This is a genomic window from Marimonas lutisalis, assembly GCF_005434965.1.
GTDB lineage: Bacteria > Pseudomonadota > Alphaproteobacteria > Rhodobacterales > Rhodobacteraceae > Marimonas_A > Marimonas_A lutisalis.
The window spans coordinates 486,996-506,984 of sequence record NZ_SKCI01000002.1 but is presented as its reverse complement, the minus strand read 5'-3'; the positions used below and the strand labels follow the sequence as shown (position 1 = coordinate 506,984).

23 protein-coding genes and 1 riboswitch are annotated in these 19,989 nt (G+C 63.7%); of the genes, 8 read left to right on the top strand and 15 right to left on the bottom strand.

Annotated features, from left to right (window positions below; genetic code table 11):
- Positions 1–55 precede the first annotated feature (55 nt).
- Positions 56–958: a LysR family transcriptional regulator gene (locus E0501_RS10575; RefSeq protein WP_137701335.1), complete on the top strand. Its 903-nt coding sequence runs from the start codon at positions 56–58 to the stop codon at positions 956–958.
- Here the strand turns inward: E0501_RS10575 and E0501_RS10570 are convergent.
- Positions 944–2,188, bottom strand: a complete 1,245-nt coding sequence (locus E0501_RS10570; RefSeq protein ID WP_137701334.1) for a urate hydroxylase PuuD — start codon at positions 2,186–2,188, stop codon at positions 944–946. The genes E0501_RS10575 and E0501_RS10570 overlap by 15 nt on opposite strands.
- Positions 2,189–2,297: 109 nt before the next feature.
- On the opposite strand from E0501_RS10570, the gene E0501_RS10565 reads away from it, so the two are divergent.
- Positions 2,298–3,209, top strand: a complete 912-nt coding sequence (locus E0501_RS10565) for a LysR family transcriptional regulator (RefSeq protein ID WP_137701333.1) — start codon at positions 2,298–2,300, stop codon at positions 3,207–3,209.
- Here E0501_RS10565 and uraH read toward each other — a convergent pair.
- From uraH to E0501_RS10550, 3 genes are all read right to left on the bottom strand, one after another.
- Positions 3,194–3,547, bottom strand: coding sequence for a hydroxyisourate hydrolase (uraH, locus tag E0501_RS10560; protein ID WP_137701332.1), 354 nt, complete (start codon positions 3,545–3,547; stop codon positions 3,194–3,196). The genes E0501_RS10565 and uraH overlap by 16 nt on opposite strands.
- Positions 3,548–3,760: 213 nt before the next feature.
- The gene (locus E0501_RS10555) at positions 3,761–4,750 is read right to left on the bottom strand and encodes a type I glyceraldehyde-3-phosphate dehydrogenase (protein ID WP_137701331.1); all 990 of its coding nucleotides are present in this window, start codon (positions 4,748–4,750) and stop codon (positions 3,761–3,763) included.
- A 32-nt stretch (positions 4,751–4,782) separates the two neighbouring features.
- Entirely contained in the window at positions 4,783–5,115 is a 333-nt protein-coding gene (locus E0501_RS10550; RefSeq protein WP_193555890.1) for a hypothetical protein, read from the bottom strand.
- A gap of 123 nt (positions 5,116–5,238) precedes the next feature.
- Here E0501_RS10550 and E0501_RS10545 point away from each other — a divergent pair, with 123 nt between their 5' ends.
- The gene (locus E0501_RS10545) at positions 5,239–6,312 is read left to right on the top strand and encodes a transporter substrate-binding domain-containing protein (protein ID WP_137701329.1); all 1,074 of its coding nucleotides are present in this window, start codon (positions 5,239–5,241) and stop codon (positions 6,310–6,312) included.
- A 144-nt stretch (positions 6,313–6,456) separates the two neighbouring features.
- On the opposite strand, the gene dapD is transcribed toward E0501_RS10545, so the two are convergent.
- Together dapD and E0501_RS10535 are read right to left on the bottom strand one after the other, a co-directional pair.
- The gene (gene dapD, locus E0501_RS10540) at positions 6,457–7,284 is read right to left on the bottom strand and encodes a 2,3,4,5-tetrahydropyridine-2,6-dicarboxylate N-succinyltransferase (protein WP_137701328.1); all 828 of its coding nucleotides are present in this window, start codon (positions 7,282–7,284) and stop codon (positions 6,457–6,459) included.
- A gap of 92 nt (positions 7,285–7,376) precedes the next feature.
- On the bottom strand, positions 7,377–8,297 hold the full coding sequence (locus tag E0501_RS10535; protein ID WP_137701327.1) for a threonine/serine dehydratase: 921 nt from the start codon (positions 8,295–8,297) through the stop codon (positions 7,377–7,379).
- Between the two features lie 88 nt (positions 8,298–8,385).
- Here E0501_RS10535 and E0501_RS10530 point away from each other — a divergent pair, with 88 nt between their 5' ends.
- Positions 8,386–9,228 carry an LOG family protein gene (locus E0501_RS10530; protein ID WP_137701326.1) on the top strand — a complete coding sequence of 281 codons (843 nt, stop codon included), beginning with the start codon at positions 8,386–8,388 and terminating at the stop codon, positions 9,226–9,228.
- Positions 9,229–9,266: 38 nt separating this feature from the next.
- Here E0501_RS10530 and E0501_RS10525 read toward each other — a convergent pair whose 3' ends face one another.
- On the bottom strand, positions 9,267–9,701 hold the full coding sequence (locus tag E0501_RS10525) for a 6,7-dimethyl-8-ribityllumazine synthase (RefSeq protein ID WP_137701325.1): 435 nt from the start codon (positions 9,699–9,701) through the stop codon (positions 9,267–9,269).
- 93 nt (positions 9,702–9,794) lie between these two features.
- A riboswitch (FMN riboswitch) is annotated at positions 9,795–9,948 on the bottom strand.
- A 186-nt stretch (positions 9,949–10,134) separates the two neighbouring features.
- The gene (locus E0501_RS10520) at positions 10,135–11,130 is read right to left on the bottom strand and encodes an asparaginase (RefSeq protein ID WP_137701324.1); all 996 of its coding nucleotides are present in this window, start codon (positions 11,128–11,130) and stop codon (positions 10,135–10,137) included.
- 180 nt (positions 11,131–11,310) lie between these two features.
- Between E0501_RS10520 and E0501_RS10515 the strand changes: the two genes are divergently transcribed.
- Together E0501_RS10515 and E0501_RS10510 are read left to right on the top strand one after the other, a co-directional pair.
- Positions 11,311–11,838 (top strand): invasion associated locus B family protein, encoded by a 528-nt coding sequence (locus E0501_RS10515; RefSeq protein ID WP_407943409.1) that lies wholly within the window; start codon positions 11,311–11,313, stop codon positions 11,836–11,838.
- A 125-nt stretch (positions 11,839–11,963) separates the two neighbouring features.
- Entirely contained in the window at positions 11,964–12,740 is a 777-nt protein-coding gene (locus tag E0501_RS10510) for an SDR family oxidoreductase (protein ID WP_137701323.1), read from the top strand.
- 11 nt (positions 12,741–12,751) lie between these two features.
- Here E0501_RS10510 and E0501_RS10505 read toward each other — a convergent pair whose 3' ends face one another.
- Positions 12,752–13,351 carry a hypothetical protein gene (locus E0501_RS10505; protein ID WP_137701322.1) on the bottom strand — a complete coding sequence of 200 codons (600 nt, stop codon included), beginning with the start codon at positions 13,349–13,351 and terminating at the stop codon, positions 12,752–12,754.
- A gap of 222 nt (positions 13,352–13,573) precedes the next feature.
- Here E0501_RS10505 and rlmN point away from each other — a divergent pair, with 222 nt between their 5' ends.
- Positions 13,574–14,758, top strand: coding sequence for a 23S rRNA (adenine(2503)-C(2))-methyltransferase RlmN (gene rlmN / locus E0501_RS10500; RefSeq protein WP_137701321.1), 1,185 nt, complete (start codon positions 13,574–13,576; stop codon positions 14,756–14,758).
- Between the two features lie 42 nt (positions 14,759–14,800).
- On the opposite strand, the gene E0501_RS10495 is transcribed toward rlmN, so the two are convergent.
- On the bottom strand, positions 14,801–15,466 hold the full coding sequence (locus E0501_RS10495; protein ID WP_328591473.1) for a DUF6639 family protein: 666 nt from the start codon (positions 15,464–15,466) through the stop codon (positions 14,801–14,803).
- Between the two features lie 295 nt (positions 15,467–15,761).
- On the opposite strand from E0501_RS10495, the gene E0501_RS10490 reads away from it, so the two are divergent.
- Positions 15,762–15,995, top strand: a complete 234-nt coding sequence (locus E0501_RS10490; protein WP_137701319.1) for a hypothetical protein — start codon at positions 15,762–15,764, stop codon at positions 15,993–15,995.
- 24 nt (positions 15,996–16,019) lie between these two features.
- Here the strand turns inward: E0501_RS10490 and E0501_RS10485 are convergent, their stop codons facing one another.
- From E0501_RS10485 to pobA, 5 genes are read right to left on the bottom strand one after another with little or no spacing between them, the layout of a single operon-like run.
- The gene (locus tag E0501_RS10485; RefSeq protein ID WP_137701318.1) at positions 16,020–16,850 is read right to left on the bottom strand and encodes a BKACE family enzyme; all 831 of its coding nucleotides are present in this window, start codon (positions 16,848–16,850) and stop codon (positions 16,020–16,022) included.
- A gap of 15 nt (positions 16,851–16,865) precedes the next feature.
- The gene (locus E0501_RS10480) at positions 16,866–17,552 is read right to left on the bottom strand and encodes a protocatechuate 3,4-dioxygenase subunit alpha (RefSeq protein ID WP_137701317.1); all 687 of its coding nucleotides are present in this window, start codon (positions 17,550–17,552) and stop codon (positions 16,866–16,868) included.
- A 60-nt stretch (positions 17,553–17,612) separates the two neighbouring features.
- Positions 17,613–18,338 (bottom strand): protocatechuate 3,4-dioxygenase subunit beta, encoded by a 726-nt coding sequence (gene pcaH, locus E0501_RS10475; RefSeq protein ID WP_137701316.1) that lies wholly within the window; start codon positions 18,336–18,338, stop codon positions 17,613–17,615.
- 22 nt (positions 18,339–18,360) lie between these two features.
- Positions 18,361–18,747, bottom strand: a complete 387-nt coding sequence (gene pcaC, locus E0501_RS10470; protein WP_137701315.1) for a 4-carboxymuconolactone decarboxylase — start codon at positions 18,745–18,747, stop codon at positions 18,361–18,363.
- Positions 18,748–18,765: 18 nt separating this feature from the next.
- On the bottom strand, positions 18,766–19,935 hold the full coding sequence (gene pobA, locus E0501_RS10465; protein ID WP_137701314.1) for a 4-hydroxybenzoate 3-monooxygenase: 1,170 nt from the start codon (positions 19,933–19,935) through the stop codon (positions 18,766–18,768).
- Positions 19,936–19,989 lie beyond the last annotated feature (54 nt).

The window sequence follows — 19,989 nt, the reverse complement described above, 5'->3', positions numbered from 1 at the left end:
CATTTAAAATCAGGCGACTCTTTTGATGATACCCTGACGCACGGAGCACAACGCAATGCCTTATGTTGAAAGTCTCAAGGTTTTCGTGCGCGTGGTCGAACTGGGTTCGATCACGGCGGGCGGGCGCGACATGCGGCTCACCCCCGCCGTCGCTTCCAACCGCATCAAGGAACTGGAAAAGCGCCTCGGCGTACGCCTCTTCAACCGCACCACCCGCAAGCTGCGCCCGACCGAAGCGGGCGAACTCTTCTACAACCACGCGCGCCGCGTCATCGACACCCTCGACGAAGCCGAGGCCGTCGTCGCGGGCTTCGCCGGCGCCCCGCGTGGGGCGGTGCGGGTCTCGGCTCCGCTGGGCGTCGGGCGACGCATCATCGCCCCGCTGGTGCCCGCCTTCAACGCCATCTACCCCGATGTTCAGATCCAGCTGCGCCTCTCGGACCGCAAGATCGACATGCTCGAAGACCGGCTCGACCTCGCATTCTTCCTGGGCGAACTCCAGGACAGCACCCTGAAACTGCGCAAGATCGCGACATGCCCCCGTGTTCTGGTCGCGGCTCCCGGCTATCTCGAGAGTCATGGCACCCCAAAGTCACCGCAGGACCTGCTTGAAAACCACAATTGCCTGCTGCTGCGCTTTCCACGCAGCCCCGAGTATTTCTGGACGCTTCAGGCCCCGGACGGCCCTGTCAGACTCGATGTCTCCGGACGGTTCGACGCGGACGATGGCGATGTGCTCACCGATTGGGCACTCGCCGGCCACGGCATCGCCAACAAGCCCCGTTTCGATGTCGACGAGCATATCGCATCCGGGGCTTTGGTCGAGGTTCTGCCGCGCACGCCCCCCATGCCCTCGACCTTCGCCTGCCTCTATCCCCACCGCAAACTGCAGGACCCGAAGCTGCGCCTCTTCATCGACTATGTCGTCGATGAAACCCGCGGCTTATTCCCCGGCTAGGGCCAGATCGGTCCCCGTCGCCGCACGGTACCACCGCTGGATCACCCGGCGGTCCGCGGCTTCAAGCCAGCTGGCATTCGGCGGCGGCATCGCGTTGCTCAGCCCCGCCTGCAGGTAGATCTCGCGCGCATGCGCGGCCACCTGGGCCTCGGTCTCCAGGATCACGCCCTTGGGCGCATGCCCGATCCCCGGATATCCCGGCTCGGTCGCATGGCACATCGAACAATTGCCCATCACCAGGTCCACCACATCGCCAAAGCCCTCGGCCTCGGCAAACCGCGCCTGCGCGGGGGTCAGCGCCGCTTCTTCCTCCGGCGCGGCCCCATTTCCAAGGCTGGACAGCCAGACGATCGCCAGGAACAGCATCGCGGTCACGCCCCAGGTCCACCACGGCATCCCTTTGCGGGCGTGCATCGAATTGAAGAAATGCCGGATCGTCACACCCATCAGGAACACCAGCGCCGCGATCACCCAGTTGTATTGGGTGGCAAAGGCCAGCGGGTAATGGTTCGACAACATCAGGAAGATCACCGGCAGCGTCAGATAGTTGTTGTGGGTCGAGCGCAGCTTGGCGATCTTGCCGTATTTCGGATCGGGCTTGCGGCCCGCCTTCAGGTCGGCCACCACGATCCTCTGGTTCGGCATGATGATGAAGAACACGTTGGCCGTCATGATCGTGGCGGTGAACGCGCCCAGGTGCAGCATCATCGCCCGCCCGGTGAAGATCTGGTTATAGCCCCAGCCCATCGCCACCAGCAGCACGAACAGCAACAGCATCAATGCCGTTGGTTTCTCGCCCAGCCCGCTCTTGCACAGGAAATCATACACCAGCCAGCCGATGGTCAGCGATGCCGCCGAAATCAGGATCCCCTGCCACAGCGCCAGCTCCGCCTTGTGCTGGTCCAGCAGGTAAAGCTCTCCTCCAGCCCAGTAGACGATCATCAACAGCGCCGCCCCCGACAGCCAGGTCGAATAGCTCTCCCATTTGAACCATGTCAGGTGCTCGGGCATTGCCTCGGGCGCCACCAGGTATTTGCGGATGTGATAGAACCCGCCGCCATGCACCTGCCATTCCTCGCCATCGGCGCCGCCCAGCTCGCCGTCGCGGCGCAGGCCCAGGTCCAGCGCGATGAAGTAGAAGGACGAGCCGATCCACGCGATCGCCGTGATCACGTGAAGCCATCGCACCGCGAAGGCCAGCCAGTCCCAAAGGATCGCCGTTTCCATCATCCCGCCATCTCCCCTGTCGCAATTGCCGCAGTCTAGCGCAGCGCGGTTTTCCCTTGAACTGCCGAAAAAAGCCCAGCACTTTCAAAAAATCCTGAAAAACGGTCGCACCATGTCCTATCTCGACAATATCCGCACATTCGTCCGCGTCTACGAACTTGGCTCCATGTCCGCGGCCGCGCGCGATCAGCGCATTTCACCTGCCGTCGCCTCGGCCCGCATCTCCACGCTCGAGGAACACCTGAACGTCCGCCTCTTCCAGCGCACGACACGGATGCTCAACGCAACCGAACAGGGCCGCATTTTCTACGAAGGCGCCCAGCGCATTCTTGACGCGGTGACCGAGGCCGAGGCAGCCGTCACCTCGATCACCGCAGATCCCCGCGGCACGATCTATGTCGCCGCGCCTCTCGGCATCGGTCGCCGCCTCATCGCGCCGCTGGTGCCCGCCTTCAAGGCGCAATACCCGCTCATCAACATCCGCCTGCGCCTGTCGGATCGCAAGCTCGACCTCACCGCCGAAGGGCTCGACATCGTCTTCTTCCTCGGCCAGCCCGAAGACAGCACCCTGCGCATCCGCAAGATCGCCGATTGCCCGCGCCTGCTTTGTGCAGCCCCTTCCTACCTTGCCGCGCGCGGCACCCCGGCCACGCCCGCTGATCTGACCACCGGCGCGCATGACTGCCTCAACCTGCGCTATCCCGGCGCGCCCGAGTTTCAATGGCCGCTGCAAATGCCCGACGGCGTGAAACGCTTCGCCGTCACCGGCCCGTTCGAATCCGACGATGGCGACGTGCTCACCAACTGGGCGCTCGATGGCCAGGGCATCATCCTCAAACCCGTCTTCGAGGTGGCCGATCACCTTGCCACAGGCGCGCTGGTCCCGGTGCTTGAACACACCCCGCCTGTGCCGGTGACACTCGGTGCACTCTACGCCCACCGCCGCCGGCAGGATCCGAAAATGCGTCTCTTTCTCGATTTCATGGCCACCCGCATGGCCGACGCGCTTCAGCTGCCGCGATAGGTCGAATAGCCATAGGGCGACAGCAGCAGCGGCACGTGGTAATGCGTCGCCTCGTTCATGCCAAAGCGGATCGGCACCTCGTCGATGAACAGCGGTGCGTCCCCCGCCTGCCCGGTGGCCCGCAGATAGTCGCCGGCCTGGAATACCAGCTCGTAGTCCCCGATCCTGAATTCCGATGCGGGCAGGATCTGCTCATCCGTGCGGCCATCGTCATTGGTCACCAGCGTGCGCAGGTGCCGCCGCTCTCCGCCCTCGATCCGGTAAAGCGCGATCGTCAGCCCTTGCGCCGGGCATCCCCGCGCGGTGTCCAGAACATGCGTCGTCAGAAATCCCGCCATCATACTCCCTCCGTTTGCCCCATACTGCCGCGAACATGCGCGCCGCCCAAGCCCTTCGCGCCCACGATCACTTTCAAATCAGACCAGAAAATCGCCGCTCTTTCTTGGCAAAAATACTCAAAATCTGTCCTCTCCGCACAGCGCGTCGCTGCACGCAGGGCCCGGGCAGGTGGCCGGGGGCGGGTGGGTGGGACGGCCGCCTGCCCGGGCCCTTTACCGCGCCGCCATCCGCGCGGCCATGTCCAGCATCCGGTTGGAAAACCCCCATTCATTGTCATACCAGCCGAAAACGCGCAGCAACCCGCCCACCGAAACCGATGTCTCCCGCCCGCTCATCACGATCGATTCCGGCCGCATCCGCAGATCGGTCGAAACCAGCGGCATCGTGATCCAGCCGAAAACCGGGCTCTCCTTGGCCGCCTGCTCCAGCAAGGCGTTCACAGCCTCCACCGTCACCGCTTCGCGGGTCTGCACTGTCAGGTCGATGGCCGACACGCTCGCCGTCGGCACCCGCACCGCGCGCGCCTCGATCCGGCCTTTCAGCGCCGGCAGCACCTCCCCGATCAGCCGCGCCGCGCTGGTCGTCGTCGGCACCATCGACAAGGCCGCCGCGCGCGACCGCACCAGGTTTTCCTTCGGCTTGTCGATCGTCGGCTGGCTGCCGGTATAGCAATGCACCGTCGTCATGTGCCCGCTTTCCACGCCCCAATGCGCGTCCAGCAGCTTCAGCAGCGGCGCCAGCGCGTTTGTCGTGCAGCTGGCATTCGAAACGATCCGGTGCGCGCCCAGGTCGTCCTCGTTCGCGCCCAGCACCACCGTCACATCCGCCACATCCGACGGGCCCGAGATCAGAACACTCTTCGCGCCCGCCTCGATACCGCGTTCCACATCCGCCCGGTTACCCGCCGCGCCCGTGCATTCCAGCAGAACATCCACCCCCGCCAGGTCGACCTCGCGAATATCGCTGACGGAATGAAACGGAATACGCCGGCCATCGACGATGATCGCGCCCGCCTCGTGCGAGACGTCACCCGGAAACGGCCCGAACACGCTGTCATAGGCAAAAAGGTAGGCACAGCTTTCCAGCGGCGCGATGTCGTTGATCGCCACCAGATCAAAGCCCTCGGCGGCGCGCGATGTCATCAGCATCCGCAGGATCGACCGCCCGATGCGGCCAAAGCCATTGATCGCAATCTTCGTCATTCGCAAAGCCCCGCGGGAACGCGCCTCTCCCTTCAATCCTCGAAAAACGGCGTCATCTGCGCCACGATCACCGCGTTTTCCTCCAGCGCGCGGTCCATCAGCGCACGCTCCTCGTCGGAAATGTCATGCCCCTCGGCCAGGCGCTCCTCAAGCGTGCCATAGCCCGTCACATCCAGCGGCGCCGTGTCCGCCTGTTTCAGGATCGCAACCGTCTCGCGCACCGCTTCGGCCTCGTCCACGCCGCTGGCATAGATCATCAGGGCCGCGCCTGTCGCACCCTCGGGCAGGCCGTCGCCGTCCTTGCGCCCGATCTGCACCAGCAGCGTATAGACCTGCTGTTTTGACACTTTGTCCGTCTTCGCCATCTCGCGGCACCTCCTTGCGCCAGCCATGACCGATTGCGGCCCAAAGGTCCAGCATCACGCCTCTGGCCACGCGGCGCACCGCTATGCTAATCGATCGCATCGATCTGTTCGGGGCAGGTATCTATGCAATCCATCCTGTTGCGCCTTGCCGCGCTTGTAAGTGTTTTCCTGTTCACCGCCGCAACCGGCACACCACCCCGCGCCCAGGATGAACCACTGACCTTCGCCACCGTTGAACGCGTGCCGTTTTCGCACCAGATGGGCGACGCCCATACCGGGTTCTCCATCGACCTCATGCGCGCCATCGCAACCGAGATCGGGCGCGATGTCTCGTTCACGCGGGTGGAAAAATTCGCGGACATGTTCGACGCCGTCCAGGCCGGGCGCGTCGACGGTGCCATCGCGAACATCTCGATCACCTCCACGCGCGAAGAGATCATGGACTTCTCCCAGCCGATCTTCGAGGCCGGGCTCCAGATCATGATCCCGGCTGATGCCAGCGGCGGAAGCCTGTTAAGCGCGCTCTTTTCGCGTGACATCCTGCTGGCGATCCTTGCCGCGGGTGCTCTTCTCTTTGCCGGCGGAATGGCCATGTGGGCGTTCGAACGCCACCGCCAGCCCTATTTCGACCGTCCAGCGCGTTCGGCGCTCTTTCCCTCCTTCTGGTGGGCGCTCAACCTCGTCGTGAATGGCGGCTTCGAGGAGCGTGTTCCGCAATCCCGTCCAGGTCGCGTCTTTGCCGTGCTGCTGGTGATCTCGTCGCTGTTCATCGTCTCGATCTTTGTCGCCCGCATCACCGCGGCCATGACGGTCGAGGCGATCACAAGCAATATCGAAACCCTCTCGGATCTCGACGGGCGACATATCGCGACGATCGAAGGCTCCACCGCCTCGGCCTTCCTCGACAGCCGCGGCATCCACCACGCCCGCGCGGCCTCGCTGCAGGAGTTGCTCGACGGCTTCGAAGCAGGCCACCTCGATGCCGTCGTCTTCGACGGCCCGATCTTGGCCCATCATCTGCGCATTCATCCGGAAAGCGGCCGGCTTCTGCCGCGGGTGTTCAAGCGGGAAAACTACGGCATCGCCCTGCCCACGGACAGCCCGCTGACCGAAGAGATCAACCGCGCGCTTCTGTCCCTGCGCGAATCCGGTCGTTACTCGGAACTCCGGGCGCAGTATTTCGGCGCCCAACCGTGATTGTCGCCCCGCGCGGCCATCGCATCGCGCGCACCAAGGCCGATAACAATCAGCAGTCCAAGCAAAACGGCGCGTATCATCTCCCACCCTCCCTTGCGGAATTCGGGGCTGATACGCGCCGCTGACAGGTTTCCGTCGCTCGGCTCAGTCGCGCAGAAGCTCGTTGATCGACGTCTTGGAGCGGGTCTTCTCGTCCACGCGCTTCACGATAACCGCGCAGTAAAGGTTGATTCCGTTCTTGCTGGGCATCGAACCCGCCACGACGACCGATCCTGCCGGTACCTCGCCATACATCACCTCGCCGGTCTCGCGGTCGACGATCTTGGTCGACTGGCCGATGAACACGCCCATGCCAAGGACCGAGCCCTCGCGGATGATGCAGCCCTCGACCACTTCCGAACGCGCGCCGATAAAGCAATTGTCCTCGATAATCGTGGGGCCCGCTTGCATCGGCTCCAGCACGCCGCCGATGCCCACGCCGCCCGACAGGTGCACGTTTTTGCCGATTTGCGCGCACGAGCCGACCGTGGCCCATGTATCCACCATCGTGCCCTCGTCGACATAGGCGCCAAGGTTCACGAAGCTCGGCATCAGTACCACGCCCGGCGCGATATAGGCCGATTTGCGCACCACGCAGTTGGGCACGGCGCGGAATCCACCGGCCTTCCACTGGTTCTCGCCCCAACCGGCGAACTTGCTGTCCACCTTGTCCCACCAGCCGCCACCCTGCGGGCCGCCCGACTGCTGTTCCATGTCCTTCAGGCGAAAGCCCAACAGAACCGCCTTCTTGGCCCACTGATTGACATGCCAGTTGCCGTCATCCTGGCGCTCGGCCACCCGCAGCCCACCGCCATCCAGCGCATTCAGCGTGTCCTCGATCGCCTCGCGGGTCTCGCCCGTGGTGGCCGGCGTGATCTGATCACGGTTTTCCCATGCGGCCTCGATCGCCGCTTCCAGTTGCGCATTCGACATGTCTCGTCTCCCCTGTCGGTGTCCTGTGGTCGCGACCGCCTATACTGGCAAGGCACGCCGCAATCAATGCGGCCTTTGCCCTGCCCGCGCGCTCACGCCAGCGGATCCGGCGCCACGTTGGCCCCGCAAACCAGAACGGCCACCCGTTCGCCCGGCTCGGGCCGATAGGCGCCGCTCATCAGCGCTGCCAGCGCCGTGGCGCCTGCCGGCTCCACCAGCTGGCGCAATTCCCGCCACAGCGCGGTCTGTGCTGCCGTTATCGCCGCGTCGCTGACCAGCACGCTGGTCGCGCCATGCTCGACCGCCAAGCCGAAACAGATATCCCCGATCCGCCGCGCGCCCAGCGCATTAGCGGCCACCCCGGACACATCCACATCCACCGGCTGCACCGCCTTCAGCGCAGCATTGAGCGCACAAGAGGTCTCGGGCTCGACCGCCACCACCTTGCGCGCACCCTGCAGCCATGCCAGCGCCCCGGCAATCAGTCCGCCACCCCCGACCGCGATCAGCACCGTATCGGCCTGAAGCCCCTGCGCCTCCCACTCGGCCATGCAGGTGCCCTGACCGGCCACCGTGGCCGGCGCATCATAGGCATGGATCTGCATCGCCCCCGAGGCATCCTCGTATTCCTGCGCTGCGGCCAGCGCGTTGGCGTATTCGCCGGACACCACGGTCAACTGCGCGCCCGTCTCGCGGATCAGGGCGATCTTCGACGGCCCGGCCATTTCCGGCACGAAAATATGCGCCTGGTGGCCCAGCGCCCGCGCCGCATAGGCCACCGCCGCCCCGTGATTGCCCCCCGAGGCCGCCACCAGCCCCGCCTGCGGCACCGGCCCCGCCAACAGCGTGTTGAACGCTCCGCGCGCCTTGAAGCTTCCGGTATGCTGCATCTGCTCCAGCTTCATCTCGATCGCGTGGTTCAGGCCGAACCCGCGCGGTGCCACAACCGGCGTTTTCAGCACATGCCCCGCGATGCGTGCCCTTGCCGCCTCAATCGCCGCTTTCCAGTCCATCTTCGCGTCCCCGTTACTGGCCTTGTTTCCCCGAACCCTATAGGCGTGGAAAAAACGCGCAACCAGGCAAAGAAGGGTCCAGGTTCCCATGAAAGACGATCGCCACAGCCCGTTTCGCGACGCCCATACCGATCGCGACACCGCCGAACAGATCCCCGATACCCCCCAGACGCGGGCGCCAGCCTATCGCCTGGCTTTCGCCGATGACGAGTTTCTCTGCCGCGACGAACTGCGCCCCGTGCGGCTTCAACTCGAACTCCTGAAACCGGAAATGATCCTCGATGAACGCGGAATCGAATCCACCATCGTGCTCTTTGGCGGCGCGCGCATCCCCGAACCCGCGAAAAAGCATACGGCCCGCACCGATACACTGGCCGAGCTGTCGCACTACTACGACGTGGCGCGCGATTTCTCCCGCCGCATCACCGAGAAATCGATGAAAACCTACGGGCGCGAATTCGTGATCTGCACAGGCGGCGGCCCCGGCGTGATGGAGGCCGGCAACCGCGGTGCCGCCGATGCCGGCGGCGCCTCGATCGGACTCAATGTCGTTCTGCCGCACGAACAGGCGCCGAACGAGTATGTCACCCCCGGCCTGTGCTTCAATTTCCACTACTTCGCCATCCGCAAGATGCATTTCCTGATGCGTGCCCGCGCCATCTGCATCTTCCCCGGCGGCTTCGGCACGATGGACGAAATGTTCGAAAGCCTCACGCTGATCCAGACCGGCCGCATGCGGCGCGTGCCCTTCCTGCTCTTCGGGCGCGACTTCTGGCACCGCATCGTCAACTGGAAAGCCCTAGCCGAGGCCGGCACCATCTCGGACGAGGATCTCGATCTCTTCCGCTATGTCGACAGTGCAGACGAGGCGATGGAAATCATCGAACAATGGGAGCCCGCGCCCCAGCGCGACGAACTTCCCGGCCGGTAATTGCGGATGGCCGGGCCTGCCCCGGCCATCCGACTGCCTCAGGCGGCCAGCCGCGCCCGCGTCCGCCCGATCATCAGCGCGGCCTCCGCGGCCTCGCGGCCCTTCTCGACGAAATGCGCGCGTAAGACCGCGTTATGATGCGGCGTATCCTGGTACTGGTGCGGGGTCAGTGAAACGCTCAACACCGGCACCCCGGTCTCAAGGCCCGCGCGCATCAACCCGTCGACCACCGCCTGCGCCACGAAGTCGTGACGGTAAATGCCGCCATCCACCACCAGGGCGGCCGCCGCCACCGCCGCATAGCGCCCGGTCGCGGCCAAGTCGCGCGCCATCAGCGGCATTTCGAACGCGCCCGGCACGTCGAACACCTCGACCTGTGTTTCGGGAATGATCTTGCAGAACCCGGCCAGCGCCTGGTCCACGATATCGGCATGCCAGTTGGCCTTGATAAAGGCGTAAAGGGCGTGTGTCATGTCAGTCTCCTTTCGTCATCGACACCTGCCCCAGAGCTTTGATCGGAGCGACAAACGACGACGAAAGGCGCAGGCGTGCCTGCGTCTGCTGCCGTGCGTCCTCTTCCATCCGGACTGTCACCGTCGGCCCCGGAATCACACCGGGTCTGCTGACACCCCGAACAACCGTTCGGGGCCGCTCGCGGGCTTACGGCTTATCAGACCGCTCACCGCCGGTGGGGAATTTCACCCCGCCCTGAGAACACCTTCAGAGTGACAGATCGCGCACCCATTGCAACAGGAATGCGCGAACCCTGCTCTTTCTTGGATCCAAATACTCGAAATCCCCCGGGTGCCCCACGGCCTCCGGCCCGGCGCCGGGTCCCCGCCCCCTCGGGCAAACGGGGTGGGTGGGCGGGCGTTTGCCCGAGGGGGCGGCCAGCGGCCTTCGCCCTTACCGAAAGGCGGCTCCCGGCCGGATATGCGCCGCTTCGATCCCGCGGCAATTGGGGACCGGCGGGTTTCGGAACTGCCTGGCCGCCGGATGCTCCGGGTCCAGAACTCCCAGCCGCACCAGGATCGAGGCAATCGCGCTTTCCGCGCCCCGCGTGCCTCCATCAACGATCTTCAGCGCCACGCCCATTTTCTTTTCCGGGATAATGGCGACGAAAAATGCCTCCGCCCCGGTTTTCAGCGCCACGCGCCCGCCCATCGCCCGCATCAGCTCGGTGCAGGACCGGCCTTCGCCCGCCACCAGTTCCGGCCAGGTCACCATTGCCTGCCGCAACGCCACAGCGGCGCGCGACCGTGTGTCGCCATCCTCTCGGGCGGCGGCGAAAAACGCCATCGCCCGCGCCATGCCATGCAGGGTGGTGGCAAAATTCGGGGCCGAGCATCCGTCGATGCCGTGGCCCTGCGTCGGCTCGCCCGCCACCTCTTCCCAGGTGGCTTTCACCGCCCGCTGCACCGGGTGGTCCAGTTCGATATACTCGGGCCCCGCCTGCAGGTGCCGCGTCAGCGTCAGGAACCCCGCATGCTTGCCCGAGCAGTTGTTATGCACCTGCTCGAACCCGCACTCGGTACAGATGATGCGTTTTGATTCCTCCGGGTCGCGCGGCATGTGCCCGCCGCAACGCAGGTCATCATCGCCCAGCCCCTGCTCCTTCAGCCAGGCGCGTACCCGGTCCACGTGGATCGCCGCACCGTTATGCGATGCGCAGGCCAGTGCCAGTTGCTCGGGGCCCAGACCCGCCGCCGCGGCCGCGCCGCTTTCCACCAGCGGCAGCGCCTGGATCATCTTCGAAGACGATCTCGGCAACACCACCAGCCCCGGATCGCCCCAGGCCTCGACGATTTCGCCGTCCGGGCCGCAGATTACCGCGTGCCCCATATGCACGCATTCGCGGATCGGCCCGCGCCAGACCTCTGCCATCTCAACTGCTGCGCCCACCGGCTTCTCCCTTCAATTATCAGGCAAATTTCCGCCAATAATCCCTTTCGCACATGGCAGATTTCAGGCTATTGTAGCAATGTCGAGTAGAAAATCGCTCGCCCGCCATAATGAAAAGCCAGTCAAGGCCGGCGGTGAGGGACACGAATTGAGGCAAAAGGACAGCTGGAGGCTGGATATATGGTATCACGTTTTGCGCAAGGCTTTGCCGGGGCCCTGATGGCGCTGGCCGCAACCGGCGTTTTCGCGCAAGAGACAAGCACCAACCAGGTCGCTGCGAAAACCGACTGGTCGGTGTTCGAGGACAACAATCCACGCGAATGCTGGGCGGTCTCGTCACCCAAGGAAACCGTGAACACGAAGAACGGCCGCGTTGTCGCCGTGCGTCGCGGTGAAATCCTGCTGATGGCGTTTTTCCGCCCCGAGGCCGGCGTCGCCGGGCAGATCACATTTACCGGGGGCTATCCCTTCGCCTCCGGCTCCACCGTCAATCTCAACATAGACGGAAGCGAGTTCGAGCTTTTCACAGAAGGCGAATGGGCCTGGCCGGCCTCGCCCTCGGATGATGCGAAAATCCTCACGGCAATGAAGCGCGGTCGCTCGGCCGTGCTCAGTGCGCGCTCCTCGCGCGGGACGCAGACAAAGGACACGTTCTCGCTGTCGGGCTTTACCGCAGCCGTGGAAGACGCCGAGAAACGCTGCAAGTAATCCACTGCTTTGCTACGCGCGCAACAGCGGCCCCGTTTCCGGGGCCGTTTTTTCGCGCTTACATGGTTTGCAATTGCACCTGCATCCGGTTTTGCCTTTGATGGGGCAAAACCGGGAGGAGCATCATGGATCTGGGTCTCAAGGGTCACCGCGTCATCGTCACCGCCGGGGCAAACGGGATCGGCCTTGCCGTCGCCCGCGCATTCGCCGCCGAGGGCGCGCGGGTCCAGGTCTGCGATGTCGACCAGGCCGCGCTCGACGCGCTGGCCGAATCCGATCCCGCGATCCCCGGCACCCATTGCGACGTGTCGAACCGTGCCGCCGTCACCGCCTTCTTCGAAGAAGCGCTCGAGGATCTGGGCGGGCTTGATTGCCTGGTCAACAACGCAGGCATCGCCGGGCCCACCGCCCCGGTCGAAGCGATCGAGCCCGAGGACTGGGACCAGACCCTCGCTGTCTGCCTGACCTCTCAGTTCAACTGCACCCGCCTTGCGGTTGAACCGCTCAAGGCCTCGGGCAATCCTTCGATCATCAACCTTTCGTCGGCCGCCGGCCGCTTCGGCTTTCGCAACCGCACGCCCTATGCCGCCGCCAAATGGGGCGTCATCGGCTTTTCCAGGTCGCTGAGTCGCGAACTCGGTCCCTTCGGCATCCGCGTCAACGCCATCCTGCCCGGCATCGTCGCTGGTGAAAGGCAGGACCGGGTGATCGCCGCCAAGGCCCGCTCCCTGAACAAGAGCTTCGACGAGGTCGAGGCCGAGATCATGTCGCAATGCTCGATCCCGCAGATGGTCACCGCGCAGGAACTGGCCGACATGATGCTGTTCCTGGCCTCAACGCGCGGCAAAACCATTTCAGGCCAGGCCATCGGAATCGACGGCGACCTGCAGGGCCTGGTCTAGGCCCCGCAGCCCTATTGGCAGGCACAGTTCCGCGTCTGCCCCTTCACCGTTGTCGCCAGGCGCATGAACCTGAACCAGCCGACGCGAAAGACTTCCTCATCATAGGTGTCCTCTTTGCCGTCGTTGTATTTCAGGATCACCGGCGTCGACACGCGTTCGACCGGCGCACTCACCGCCTCGCCGCGATAAAGCCAATCGGCGCTCAGCTTGACGTTCTGACCATCCAGCGCCCAGGTCCCTTCATAGGGCCGCTGGTTGTAGACGAACACAAAACTGCCGTCCTTGCGGAACTGGAAGAACCCCTTGGCCAGCACGACCAGTCGGTCACCCTCGTCCCGGCCCAGCAACTCGCTCCAATGCACGACGTAACTCGGTTCGGCCTCACACAGTTCGTTCCGTGCAATCGTCTCTCCCGTCGCGGGATCCCACAATTCCTCAGCCAAAGCCTCCAATATGGCCTTCTCCGATGTCAGCGTTTCGCTCTTCTCCAGATCAAAGCGCCGAATACGTTCCATCAGGTCCTCGTCATCGCCCTCGTCCTCATAATCCTCGGCCCCGACCGCCATCAGCGGATCGCAAAACCCGGGATTGGGCAGCGGCAGCGTTTCCATCTGCGCACGTGCGCCGATGGGAAGGGAAAAAACAAAAGCAAACGCAACGGCCCACAATACAGCTCTGCACATGTCCTTCTCTCTCGAAATTCTCAAAACAACGATGCCTTAGAATACACAAAGCCGCCCACTTTGCGGTACCCTGCTCTGGCATTTGAAACCGGGGTTTTGATTTGGCCGCCGAATCCCATATATAGGCGCATCCAACCCAAGGTTCCGCGCATGACCCCCGAAAGCCCGATCACACCCGATGTCACAGCCCTGCCCCGCGTCCCCCGGCGCGACGATGGCAAGGTCAACCTCGTGGGCCTCACCCGTCCGCAGCTGCGCGAAGCGCTGATCGCGGCCGGCACGCCGGAAAAACAGGCCAAGATGCGCGCCGATCAGCTCTGGCAGTGGATCTACCAGAAGGGCGAATCCGACTTCGCCGCCATGACCAACCTCGCCAAGGCCTACCGCGCCGACCTGGACGCGGCCTTCGTGATCGAACGCCCCGAGGTCGTCTCGCGCCAGGTCTCGGCCGATGGCACACGCAAATACCTCGTCCGCATTTCCGGCGGCCACGAGGTGGAGGTCGTCTACATCCCCGAGGAAGACCGCGGCACGCTCTGCGTCTCGTCCCAGGTCGGCTGCACGCTGACCTGCTCGTTCTGCCATACCGGCACGCAGAAACTGGTGCGCAACCTGACGGCGGGCGAAATCGTCGGCCAGATCATGGTCGCCCGTGATGACCTGGGCGAATGGCCCAAACCCGGCGAAGGCTCCGATGCCCGCCCGCGGCTCCTCTCGAACATCGTGCTCATGGGCATGGGCGAACCGCTCTACAATTTCGAAAACGTGCGTGACGCGATGAAAATCGCCATGGACCCCGAGGGCATCTCGCTGTCGCGCCGCCGCATCACGCTCTCCACCTCCGGTGTCGTGCCCGAAATCGCCCGCACCGCCGAAGAGATCGGCTGCCAGCTCGCCGTCAGTTTCCACGCCACCACAGACGAGACCCGCAACAAGCTGGTGCCGATCAACAAGCGTTGGAACATCGCCGAACTTCTGGATGCGCTGCGCACCTATCCCAAGGCCTCGAATTCCGAGCGGATCACCTTTGAATACGTCATGCTCAAGGGCGTGAACGACAGCGACGAAGATGCTCGCCGCCTGGTCAAGCTGATCAAGGGCATCCCGGCCAAGATCAACCTCATCCCGTTCAACGAATGGCCTGGCTCACCCTATGAACGCTCCGATTGGGAACGGATCGAGAGCTTCGCCAACATCGTCTACAAGGCAGGCTATGCCTCTCCCATCCGCACCCCGCGCGGAGAGGACATCATGGCCGCCTGCGGACAGCTCAAATCCGCCACCGAACGCGCCCGCAAGTCCCGCGCCCAGATCGAGGCCGAGGCCGGGCTCTGACCCCCTGCGCGATCCCGCAGCCACGGGATGACTGCTTTGCTTTCATTGCAGGTAAATTTGCCCATCGCTCAAAACCGTGTCCCCGCGCATCAGCCGGCGAATGAATTCCGGACCATTTTCATGCTTGGCGTAATGGCGGTAGCACTCGACGATGAACCGGGCCGGGTCGATCTGGTAATATAACAGGCTGATCTCGCTGGCCTCGTCGAACCCGTCGCCCTCGAACTCAGCCAGGATCCGGTTCCGCAACGCCGCCTCCATGGTGCCAAGCTGCGTCACCGCGGCGATGTATTCCTGTGTCGTTACTGTCGGCATGAAGCCCTCGAAATTCGCCGCGGCGATCGCGTGGGCCACCTCATGCGCGGCAAAGCTTTTGTAGATGTCCCGCTCATAAGGCACGCGGAAAAATTCCTTGCCTCCCCACATCGCGGCACAATTTTCCGCGCCCAGGATCGAAACGACATCGACCCGCCAGTCATAACAGCCGCTTGCCAGCTTCAGGCCTTCGGGAATCTGGTCTACCACCTCGATTTCAACCGCCCCCGCCCGCGTCAGGCCCAGCGTCCCCAAGAATTCGGCCGCGCCTTTTGCAGCGTCACAAATCAAGGCCTGCTCACGCGAATCCGCACCGGAGACGGAAACCTCCGCGTTGCCGCAACGCAGGCGCACCGTGTCGCCAGCCGCGGGCAAAGACCACAATGGAAGCATGAGACACGCCGCAAAGATTATGAAACCCAAGGCGCGGAGCGAAACGAACATCCTTGGCCAATCTCCCGTGTTGGCGTTGCAGAGCGCCTCATATAGGCCCCTGCAATCAGCTTTGTCACGCAGCAAGCGAAACCCCGAAACCGCCTTTTCGCGTGGGAGGCTCCAATTGCGGCGCAAACCCGGCCAAGGCGCCTCAGCTGCCCCACAAATTTCCCAAATCAAGACAAACATGCGCCATACAGCGCGATCATCCTCGATTCATCAACAGTGTGTTGTTCGAGTTGAGGAGAAAACAATGAAACACGAGCAGTTTGACCCCGAAATGACCGCCAAGGTCTGCGACATCGTCCTGCGCGAGCGTGAAATGTCGCTCAGCGAACGCGAATGGAAATTCCGCCTCCGCGGCTACGGCTATGCCATCAAGGACACTGACGCGGGCCGCGTCATCACCTCGCTTCTGAAAGGCGATGACATCTGCGCCCTGCCCGAGGCCCAGCCCGAAGAGAAAGAGCCCCGCTACGCAGCATAAGGTGGGGGATCACCCCACCTTCGCTCACGCCGCGCGCAGCTCCAGCATCTCGCGCGCCTGCTGCCATGTGGCAACCGGGCGCTCGTATTTCTCGCACAGCGCGACCGCGCGCTTCACCAGCGCGGCGTTCGACGGTGCCAGGTGCTCGCGGTCCAGCCGCACGTTATCCTCCAGCCCCGTGCGCGTGTGACCGCCCGCGGCGATGCACCACTCGTTCACCTGGATCTGGTGCCGCCCGATGCCCGCGGCGCACCATTCGGCTTCCGGCGCCAGCCGCTGCATCGTCTTGACGTAGTAGTCAAAGACGTCCTTGTCGGCCGGCATCGCGTTCTTCACCCCCATCACGAACTGAACATAGAGCTTGCCGGGCAACAGCCCCGCATGCTTCATCAGAACCGCCTGGTGAATATGGCTCAGATCGAAGGCCTCGATCTCGGGCGTGACCTCGTATTTCGTCATCTCGCTGGCCAGCCACGCCACCAGGTCCGGCGGGTTCTCGTAAACCCGGGTGGGAAAGTTGTTCGACCCCACGGTCAGGCTTGCCATGTCCGGGCGCAGCGGCAGCATGCCGCTGCGCTCATGGCCCGCGCCCGACCGGCCGCCGGTGGAAAACTGGATGATCATGCCCGGGCAATGCTTCTCCAGCCCTTCTTTCAGCCGGGCAAATCGCTCCGGGTCGCTGGTGGTGCTGCCATCCTCCATCCGCACATGGCAATGCGCGATGCTGGCCCCGGCCTCGAACGCCTCCTGCGTGCTTTCCACCTGCTCGTCTATGGTGATCGGCACCGCCGGGTTGTCCGCTTTCTGCGGCACGCTGCCGGTGATCGCCACGCAGATGATACAGGGTTTGCTCATTGGCCGGGTCCTTTCTCAGATATCGAAGAAGACGGTCTCGTCCTCGCCCTGCAGCTTGATATCGAAGCGATAGACCACCTGTCCATCCCGCTCGCTGCGTTTGGTGATCAGGGTTTGCCGCCGGCGCTCCCATTCGATGATGTTCAGCACCGGATCATGCGCGTTGGCCTCTTCCTCGTCGCTGAAATAGACCCGCGTGTTCAGCCCGATATTGATGCCCCGCGCCACGATCCACAGGTTGATATGCGGTGCCATCGCGCGCAGCCCGGCATGGCCGCGGCCATAGGCATCCTGCATTTCCTCTTCTTCGGCAGGCCGCACGCCCGTCATCAGCCCGCGCGCCGGAACCGGCCCGGGCTTGATCGTATCAAACCCCCACTCGCCCGTGTTGAAATCGGTGATCACCCGGCCCCAGCCGCGAAACCCTTCTTCCACCTCGCCCGCGTGTTCGCCATGGGCGTAAATGCCGTCCGCATTGGCCTGCCACGCCTCCAGCATCACATCCTTCACAGGGCTGCCGGTGCCATCGATCACGATGCCCTCAACCCGGATGCGCTCACCCTTGGCGTTGGGTCCGGCGATGTCCCAGCCCAGTTCCTGGCTATAAATGTCGAACCCGGCCGCTCCCGGCGCCAACCCGATGTGAACATAAGGCCCCGCGGTCTGGCTGGGGGTTTCCTTCAGGTAATCAAGCTTCTGCATAGTATCCTCCTGATCGCATTTCCGAACCGCGAAACCGGTTCCCACTTTCGCTGGAAATGCTCAGTTCCCCTCCAGCCGGTTTTCAAACAGCGTCGAGCGCCGCCCGCGCAGCACGATGTCGAACTTGTAAGCGATGGTATCGAGCGGGATCGTCGCGTTCCGGTCCAGCGGCGCGATCAGCTGTCCGATGGCCGCCTTGTCCTTGATCGTGTTGACGATCGGGCAGGTCTCGATCAGCGGATCACCCTCGAAATACATCTGGGTGATCAGCCGCTGGGCGAAACCACTCCCGAAAACCGACACGTGGATATGCGCCGGGCGCCAGTCGTTCACCCAGTTGCGCCACGGGTAGGCCCCGGGCTTCACCGTGCGGAAAAAATAGTATCCGTTCTCGTCGGTCAGGGTCCGGCCGCAACCGCCGAAATTCGGGTCGATCGGCGCCAGGTAGGTATCCTTCTTGTGCCGGTACCGTCCCCCGGCATTGGCCTGCCAGATCTCGACCAGCGTATTGGGCACGGGCCGCGCGTTTTCATCCAGCACCCGGCCATGAACGATGATCCGCTCCCCAATGGGGCTTTCACCGGGCTTGGCATAATTCAGGATCAGGTCGTTATCGATCGGGTCGATATCGTTGTGGCCAAAGACCGGCCCGGTGATCTCGCTCATCGAGTTCTGAAGCGAAATCAGCGCATATTGCGGCGAGCGCGTCACGCTCGTCTTGTAGTCCTTGTCATAGGCCGCCGGATGCCAGCGCCTGTCTCTTTGGTAAAATTCGCCGGGTTTCATCTCGGCCCTCCTCTCCTCGGGGTCACGCCCCGCCTTCTCGTTCCATCTCGTCATAGGTCTCGCGCGCCAGTTTCAGCGCGTGATTGGCGCGCGGCACGCCGGCATAGATCGCCACGTGCTGAAACGCCTCCAGCACATCCGTCTTGCTCGCCCCGGTGCGCGCCGTCGCGCGGATATGCATCGGGATCTCGTCGAAATTCCCCAGCGCCGCCAGCAATGCCAGCGTCAGCATCGAGCGTTCCCGGTCGCTGATCCCGTCACTTGCCCAGACATTCCCCCAGGCGGTCTCGGTGATCATCTCCTGGAACGGCGCCTCGAACGCCGTCTTCCTCGCCTCGGCCCGGTCCACATGTGCATCGCCCAGGATGCGGCGGCGCACCTTCATGCCGGTATCATAACGCTCTGACATTCGCACTCTCCCCATGCCTCAGTATGGCAGGCCGACATAGTTCTCGGCCAGCACCGTCTGCGCCGCGCGATTGTCGCGCAAAAACGCCACCTCCGCCGCCTGAATGCGCAGGTCGAACTCGCTTTGATCCGGAAACCGGTGCAGCAGCGTCGTCATCCACCAACTGAACCGCTCCGCCTTCCAGATCCGCGCCAGCGCGCGCTCGGAATAACGCTCGATCCCCTCGTCATCCTTGTCCAGGTAATGCTGCACCAGCCCGTGATAGAGGTAATGGATATCGCTCGCCGCCGTGTTCAGCCCCTTCGCCCCCGTCGGCGGCACGATATGCGCCGCATCCCCGCACAGGAAAAGCCGCCCCCACCGCATCGGCTCGGTCACGAAACTGCGCAAGGGCGCGATGGATTTCTCGATGCTGGGCCCGGTCACCAGGCGCTCGGCCGCTTCCTCGGGAATGCGCCGCTTCAGCTCTTCCCAGAACGCCGCATCGGTCCAGTCATCGGGGCTGTCGCTCAGCGAACACTGGATGTAATAGCGGCTCAGGTTCTCGTTGCGCATCGAACACAGCGCAAACCCCCGCTCGGAACTGGCATAGATCAGTTCCTCGTGCACCGGTGGCGTCTCGCTCAGGATACCCAGCCAGCCGAAGGGATAGACCTTCTCGTATTCCTTACGCAGCGTCAGGGGAATCGTCTGCCGGCTCACCCCGTGGAACCCGTCGCAGCCCGCCACGAAATCGCAATCGATCCGGTGCTCGGTGCCGTCCTTCTCGTAGGTCACGCAAGGCGCATCACCATCGGCCCCGTGGATCACCACGCCCTCGACCTCGTAGATGATCTTGCCATCCATCGCCTCGCGCGCGGCGTAAAGGTCGCGGGTCACCTCGGTCTGGCCATAAACCACCACGTGGCTCCCGGTCAGCTCCTTGAAATTGATGCCGAACTGCTCGTTGTCGCGCGAAATCACCGTGCCATCATGGACGAAGCATTCCTCGTCCATCCGCTCGGCCACACCCGCCTCGCGCATCAGGTTGACGAATCCCACCTCCAGCACGCCCGCTCGGATCCGGCTCAGCACGTAATCCTTGGTCTTGCGCTCCAGCACGACCGTATCGATCCCGCGCTTGTGCAAAAGCTGGCTCAGAAGCAGCCCCGATGGCCCGCCGCCGATGATGGCAACCTGTGTTCGCATGGATTCTCCTCCCTTTGCCCGACCATGAATTAGCTTTTCGGAGATGTAAAATGA

What these genes read in the sequence shown, in the direction of transcription:
- E0501_RS10575 (WP_137701335.1), top strand. Translation starts at nt 56, where the DNA reads ATGCCTTATGTTGAAAGTCTCAAGGTTTTCGTGCGCGTGGTCGAACTG.
- E0501_RS10570 (WP_137701334.1), bottom strand. Translation starts at nt 2,188, where the DNA reads ATGATGGAAACGGCGATCCTTTGGGACTGGCTGGCCTTCGCGGTGCGA.
- E0501_RS10565 (WP_137701333.1), top strand. Translation starts at nt 2,298, where the DNA reads ATGTCCTATCTCGACAATATCCGCACATTCGTCCGCGTCTACGAACTT.
- uraH (WP_137701332.1), bottom strand. Translation starts at nt 3,547, where the DNA reads ATGGCGGGATTTCTGACGACGCATGTTCTGGACACCGCGCGGGGATGC.
- E0501_RS10555 (WP_137701331.1), bottom strand. Translation starts at nt 4,750, where the DNA reads ATGACGAAGATTGCGATCAATGGCTTTGGCCGCATCGGGCGGTCGATC.
- E0501_RS10550 (WP_193555890.1), bottom strand. Translation starts at nt 5,115, where the DNA reads ATGGCGAAGACGGACAAAGTGTCAAAACAGCAGGTCTATACGCTGCTG.
- E0501_RS10545 (WP_137701329.1), top strand. Translation starts at nt 5,239, where the DNA reads ATGCAATCCATCCTGTTGCGCCTTGCCGCGCTTGTAAGTGTTTTCCTG.
- dapD (WP_137701328.1), bottom strand. Translation starts at nt 7,284, where the DNA reads ATGTCGAATGCGCAACTGGAAGCGGCGATCGAGGCCGCATGGGAAAAC.
- E0501_RS10535 (WP_137701327.1), bottom strand. Translation starts at nt 8,297, where the DNA reads ATGGACTGGAAAGCGGCGATTGAGGCGGCAAGGGCACGCATCGCGGGG.
- E0501_RS10530 (WP_137701326.1), top strand. Translation starts at nt 8,386, where the DNA reads ATGAAAGACGATCGCCACAGCCCGTTTCGCGACGCCCATACCGATCGC.
- E0501_RS10525 (WP_137701325.1), bottom strand. Translation starts at nt 9,701, where the DNA reads ATGACACACGCCCTTTACGCCTTTATCAAGGCCAACTGGCATGCCGAT.
- E0501_RS10515 (WP_407943409.1), top strand. Translation starts at nt 11,311, where the DNA reads ATGGTATCACGTTTTGCGCAAGGCTTTGCCGGGGCCCTGATGGCGCTG.
- E0501_RS10510 (WP_137701323.1), top strand. Translation starts at nt 11,964, where the DNA reads ATGGATCTGGGTCTCAAGGGTCACCGCGTCATCGTCACCGCCGGGGCA.
- E0501_RS10505 (WP_137701322.1), bottom strand. Translation starts at nt 13,351, where the DNA reads ATGGAAACGCTGCCGCTGCCCAATCCCGGGTTTTGCGATCCGCTGATG.
- rlmN (WP_137701321.1), top strand. Translation starts at nt 13,574, where the DNA reads ATGACCCCCGAAAGCCCGATCACACCCGATGTCACAGCCCTGCCCCGC.
- E0501_RS10495 (WP_328591473.1), bottom strand. Translation starts at nt 15,466, where the DNA reads ATGCTTCCATTGTGGTCTTTGCCCGCGGCTGGCGACACGGTGCGCCTG.
- E0501_RS10490 (WP_137701319.1), top strand. Translation starts at nt 15,762, where the DNA reads ATGAAACACGAGCAGTTTGACCCCGAAATGACCGCCAAGGTCTGCGAC.
- E0501_RS10485 (WP_137701318.1), bottom strand. Translation starts at nt 16,850, where the DNA reads ATGAGCAAACCCTGTATCATCTGCGTGGCGATCACCGGCAGCGTGCCG.
- E0501_RS10480 (WP_137701317.1), bottom strand. Translation starts at nt 17,552, where the DNA reads ATGCAGAAGCTTGATTACCTGAAGGAAACCCCCAGCCAGACCGCGGGG.
- pcaH (WP_137701316.1), bottom strand. Translation starts at nt 18,338, where the DNA reads ATGAAACCCGGCGAATTTTACCAAAGAGACAGGCGCTGGCATCCGGCG.
- pcaC (WP_137701315.1), bottom strand. Translation starts at nt 18,747, where the DNA reads ATGTCAGAGCGTTATGATACCGGCATGAAGGTGCGCCGCCGCATCCTG.
- pobA (WP_137701314.1), bottom strand. Translation starts at nt 19,935, where the DNA reads ATGCGAACACAGGTTGCCATCATCGGCGGCGGGCCATCGGGGCTGCTT.